The 685-nt window shown below is 72.8% G+C and carries 1 protein-coding gene; it reads right to left on the bottom strand.

Annotation, left to right across the window (positions count from 1 at the left end):
* A partial coding sequence (locus LPA54_RS34295) for an alcohol dehydrogenase catalytic domain-containing protein (RefSeq protein ID WP_228984568.1) occupies window positions 1-685 on the bottom strand: 685 nt, incomplete at both ends.

Here is a 685-nt window from a genome sequence, read left to right on the forward strand (position 1 = left end):
CGTTCAGGACGGTGTCGAAGATCGGGACCGGGAGGGTGCCGTGTGCCGGCAGGGCCACCATCACGAGCTTCCCGCCACGCCGCAGCCCGGAGTTGACGGCTGTGAAGGCGGCCGGGTTCACGGCGAGGGCGAGAGCCGCGTGCGCGCCGCCGTGCCGCTTCAGCTCGGCGCCGACGTCCTGGGTGCGGGCGTCGATGAGGATGTCCGCGCCCAGTTCCCGGGCGAGTGCGAGCTTGTCGTCGGTGACGTCGATCGCGGCGACCCGCGCCCCGGCGATCTTCGCGTACTGCACCGCCAGGTGGCCCAGTCCGCCCACGCCCGAGATGGCGACGAGCTGGGCGGGCCGGACGTCCGCGACCTTGAGCGCCTTGTAGGTGGTGACACCCGCGCACGTCAGAGGGGCGGCGTCCAGGGCACTGACGCCCTCGGGCACCGGCTGGGCGAAGTCGGCCCAGGCGAGCATCTTCTCGGCGTACCCGCCGTCGCAGCCGTACCCGGTGTTGATCTGACTCTCGCAGAGGGTCTCCCAGCCGGACCGGCAGTGCTCGCACCGTCCGCACGCCTTGCCGAGCCAGGGCACCGCGACGCGCTGTCCCACGGCGAGGTGGGTCACGCCCTCGCCGAGCTTCTCGACGAGGCCGACGCCCTCGTGGCCGGGCACGAACGGCAGAGTGGGCTTGACGGG

This window comes from Streptomyces sp. DH12 (assembly GCF_020873895.1).
Classification (GTDB): domain Bacteria; phylum Actinomycetota; class Actinomycetes; order Streptomycetales; family Streptomycetaceae; genus Streptomyces.